This window comes from Furfurilactobacillus siliginis, from assembly GCF_001437435.1.
Classification (GTDB): domain Bacteria; phylum Bacillota; class Bacilli; order Lactobacillales; family Lactobacillaceae; genus Furfurilactobacillus; species Furfurilactobacillus siliginis.
The window spans coordinates 93,232-97,340 of the sequence record NZ_JQCB01000004.1 but is presented as its reverse complement, the minus strand read 5'-3'; the positions used below and the strand labels follow the sequence as shown (position 1 = coordinate 97,340).

The window sequence follows — 4,109 nt, the reverse complement described above, 5'->3', positions numbered from 1 at the left end:
TTGAAAATCAGAAAACAACAATGGGTCTGTGGACATAATTAGTTATGTCCCAGACCCATTTGAGTTTGTAGTTAACTGTTATCGGTGCAGTAAGCGTGGTGCCGGTTAGAACGGCTTGCCGGCATCGATTGCTGCATCCAGCGCGGTTAGAAATTTTAGAATGACTTTGCGATCACTTTTACCGAAAGGTGCGGCCAGTTCAGCGTAGGTTTGCTCAATAGTTGCATTCGTGTCATTGAACTCGTTAGCAATCGTGTGTCCAGTTTCCGTCAGCGCAAAAGTAGTGATTCGATGATCGTCTTCACTGACAATGCTCGTGATTAACTTAGCATCAGCTAGCTTATGAATTGCTTTAGTAACGGCTGGTTTAGAAATATTAAAGGTGGTCGCAATCAAACTATTGGTGACCGGAAGGGTGTTTGTAGCGATTAAGTGAAGAATTTGTAGTTGTGTCAAACTAAGCTGTTGTGCGCCAATGTGTGGGGCAGTTTGCGCGTTCAACAACGTATTATCGTTTCGACGTACATGTTGTAATGTTTGTTTTAATTGGCGTGCAACAATTTCGGTCGTGACCTTAGCCATGGGTATAAAACTCCTTTGTTAAGTGAGGGCGTTTGGGTAAACGAGTTTGCCAGAAAAATGACGAAGCGCATCTGGGCGCAGTTCGCGTAGCATACAGATACCAGTTGCGAGCGGATTCGCGGTGATTCCAAAATCAAGCGCTGGTTGATAACCAAAGCGAGTTAGGTAATCTGGTGAACCGGTAATAGCGACGGCTTGATAGCCGCGAACAAAGGCGCGATGCTCTAGCTCATCGATGAGCTGGCGGCCAATACCTTGATTTGCATAATCTGGTGCCACCAACAAAGGAAATAAAATGGCAATGCGAGCGGTTGGCTGTCCAAGAATGTAACTATCTGATAAGGCACCGAGCCCAACGATGGTATTTGTCTGGTCCTTAACAACAAGCTCAAAGGCTTCTGTATAAGTACGTTCGTGACGCAATGCTAGTAGTTGCTGCTTGATGATCTGCATTTCGTCGGGATCGTTTTGATATGTTGTTTCAATAAGCTTGGCTTCTGCATCATAATCATGTGCATCAGCGGTATGTAGTGTGAACGTCATGAAAGCTCCTCATCGAATGATTAACCAATTAACTATACCATTATGACGCGGATTACCAAGATGAAATGTTAGCGAATTGGGTACAAAAAAACAGTCGATCTGAAATCGACTGTTTTTTCTATCCGTTTTAAACGTTATCATCCCTTCAGTAGTTCACCTAGGGAAGGTTGTGCTTTCGTGTCGATGTTGTAGTGCTTAGCAAATTCATCAACCGTTGCTTGTCCAAATTGTTCTGGATCAAGTGGCATGAAGGCCGTTGCAACAGGATCTTCAGGGTCGATGACTGCATTCAACACGATTGGTTTCTTGTTACCGCTGGCTTGTAGGTCCTTGATTTTGTCGAAGGCGACATTAAGCTCTGCGTTGTTACTTGCAGTCAAACCAACTGCGCCAAGACCTTCGGCAACTTTTGCCCAATCGGCATCTGTTAGATCAACGCCGTAGAAGTGTTGCTTGGTTTCTTGCTGTTCGTACCAGATGAACCCAAAACGGTCATTTGAAAAGACAATGTTGATGACCGGTAGTTCATAGCGTGCTTCTGTGATCAGGTCTTGTACGACCATGGAGAAACCACCATCACCGGAGAAACTCCAGGCTTGTCCATCAGGCACACTAAGCGCACCGGCTAGTCCGGCTGGAATTCCGTAGCCCATGGTGGCAAACAAACCAGATAATGCAAACTTCTGATTTTCGGTCATCTTGACGCCACGAACGGCGAATTCGGAAACATTCCCAGTATCAACTCCATACGTGTCGTTTGGACCAGCTAATTCGCGCGTTTTACGCATAACGGCTTCAGGTTCCAACCCTTTGCTGTCGTCATCAGCTCTTTGATCAAGCCATTTGAGCCAGTTAGCGCGATTGGTTTGGTTTGCCCGTAACCAATCTGTTTCAGGTAAACGTTCACCGGTATCGAGTAAAGCTTGCAAGTAGGTCTTGCCATCTGAAATAACGGCATAGTCGATCGGCACAACCTTACCGATATCGAATGAATTATCATTTACTTGCACGATCTTGACATCCTTTGGCCAGAAACGAGCGAATGGATATTCTGATCCGATAAATAATACGAGATCGGCGTGTTGCATTGCTTCAAATCCAGGTTTGGTTCCTAAACGACCATTTGTACCAAGGTAGTTTGGATGATCTGTTTCCATGATACCTGTGGCAGGCACTGTGGAAATAACAGGAATGTTAAAACGTTCAGAAACAGCATCCAATTCTTTACGAGCGCCCTTAAGACCAGTACCGATATAAAGTAATGGGTGCTTGGCTGCCTTGATCAAGGCTAACGTATCCGTGACAGCCTTTGGATCAACGACTTGGCTAAAGCTACTAGATACAGTAACCGGTGTCTTCACTGGTTCGTAGTCAATTTCCTTAGCAGTTAAGTCTTCAGGAATGGTTACGACAGCAACACCTTTTTGCCGATAAGCTTCACGAATTGCTTGGTTAATTACGTAAGGAAGTTGTTCAGCAGTTGTCACAGTGCGATTGTAAACCGCAACGTCAGCGAACATTGGACCTTCATCCATTTCTTGGAAGTAGTTCGTGTTCATCACAGGCTGACCAACTTGCCCAACCAACGCTAACACCGGTACATGGTCCATTTTAGCGTCATACAAACCGTTGAATAAGTGGGTTGCACCAGGGCCTGCTGATCCAAAGGCGACTCCAATCTTACCGGTGAACTTTGCGTCGGCCGCAGCGGCCATAGCACCGACTTCTTCGTGACGCACTTGAATATAGTTGATTTTATCTTTTTCGAGGTAGAGTCCTTCAACAGTATGGTTAATGGAACCGCCTGGAATTCCGTAGATGTGATCAACATCCCAGTCTTCCAGCACCTTCACTAACGCTTGTCCAGCAATCATTTTTGTCATTACGATGCATCTCCAATTCGTTAGATATCTGTTTCAACATTCATGATAGGAGCTTAAAATAAAAACTGCTAATAATGTTACTCGAAAGCTAACAAAAAGTAAGTTACTGGGAATAGCTGTAAAAAGGTACACTTAGAACAGTGAATTTAGTGAAGGAAGGTGGTACTTGGTGCAAAAATGGGTGACTGAGCAGACAATTACGCAGCAACAAAGTGGCATTAGTGTGCGTGAGCTGTTGCGTCTTTGGTTAATTCCAAAGCGGATGCAACATTTCCTACGTGTTCGACAAGATGTACTCGTGAATGGCGTGTATCGACCATACAGTATGTTAGTAGAGGCTGGGGATGTTGTTCGGTTAGTCGTTCAAGCTGATGAACTACAGACGCCGATGCAAACGTATTTATCGGATTCGCAGCAAGTGATGCCAATTCTGTATGAAAATGATGATTTGTTGGTGATTAATAAACCAACCGGCATTAAAAGCCACCCCAATCGGCCCGATGAAGCTGGCACGGTCATGAATTTTTTAACGGCGCAGTTGGCGTCACAGAATGTTCGACCCGCAATGGTCCATCGGTTAGATATGGCAACAAGTGGCGCGATGATTGTGGCGAAGACACCGATTGTAGTGCCGATTTTAGATCGCTTAATTGGTGATAAGACGATTGCGCGCACCTATAAAGCGTGGGTTGCGGGTCACTTTGATAATTTGAGTGGTGAATTCACTAATCAGATTGGACGCGACCCGGATGATCGACGTAAACGTGCACTTGATGGACTGCAGCCGCAGACGGCGCTGACCTATTACAAAGTATTACGCGAAGCGAAGACGGCGACACTAGTCGAATTGACATTGGCAACTGGACGAACGCATCAGCTACGCGTTCACTTGGCAGGTAACGGACATGCGATTTTAGGGGATCCGTTGTACGCGAGCGTTTTGGAACAGCGTGCGGCCTCGCGATTGATGTTACATGCAGCGAATATTCGGTTGAAGGTGCCGTTTACGGATGAAATTATTGATGTTGGCGCGGTGTTGCCGAAGGATTTTGTGGCGTATGATGGGTGAGGTGTTTGGGGAGCTGGGAGCTGTTATGTAGT

General features: G+C 45.6%; 4 protein-coding genes. 1 reads left to right on the top strand and 3 read right to left on the bottom strand.

Translation table 11 applies throughout. The features are described from left to right. Positions 1–105: 105 nt before the first annotated feature. The 3 genes from IV55_RS04090 to spxB all read right to left on the bottom strand — a co-directional run bounded on the left by IV55_RS04090 (position 106) and on the right by spxB (position 3,008). Positions 106–582 carry a MarR family winged helix-turn-helix transcriptional regulator gene (locus tag IV55_RS04090; RefSeq protein ID WP_057809649.1) on the bottom strand — a complete coding sequence of 159 codons (477 nt, stop codon included), beginning with the start codon at positions 580–582 and terminating at the stop codon, positions 106–108. 18 nt (positions 583–600) lie between these two features. After that, positions 601–1,125, bottom strand: coding sequence for a GNAT family N-acetyltransferase (locus IV55_RS04085; RefSeq protein ID WP_057809647.1), 525 nt, complete (start codon positions 1,123–1,125; stop codon positions 601–603). A 137-nt stretch (positions 1,126–1,262) separates the two neighbouring features. Further along, the gene (gene spxB / locus IV55_RS04080) at positions 1,263–3,008 is read right to left on the bottom strand and encodes a pyruvate oxidase (protein WP_057809645.1); all 1,746 of its coding nucleotides are present in this window, start codon (positions 3,006–3,008) and stop codon (positions 1,263–1,265) included. Between the two features lie 169 nt (positions 3,009–3,177). Here spxB and IV55_RS04075 point away from each other — a divergent pair, with 169 nt between their 5' ends. Then, entirely contained in the window at positions 3,178–4,077 is a 900-nt protein-coding gene (locus tag IV55_RS04075; protein ID WP_225425874.1) for an RluA family pseudouridine synthase, read from the top strand. Positions 4,078–4,109 lie beyond the last annotated feature (32 nt).

Bases quoted from the DNA above. Each gene is read 5' to 3' on its own strand.
- IV55_RS04090 (WP_057809649.1), bottom strand. From the start codon at position 582: ATGGCTAAGGTCACGACCGAAATTGTTGCACGCCAATTAAAACAAACA.
- IV55_RS04085 (WP_057809647.1), bottom strand. From the start codon at position 1,125: ATGACGTTCACACTACATACCGCTGATGCACATGATTATGATGCAGAA.
- spxB (WP_057809645.1), bottom strand. From the start codon at position 3,008: ATGACAAAAATGATTGCTGGACAAGCGTTAGTGAAGGTGCTGGAAGAC.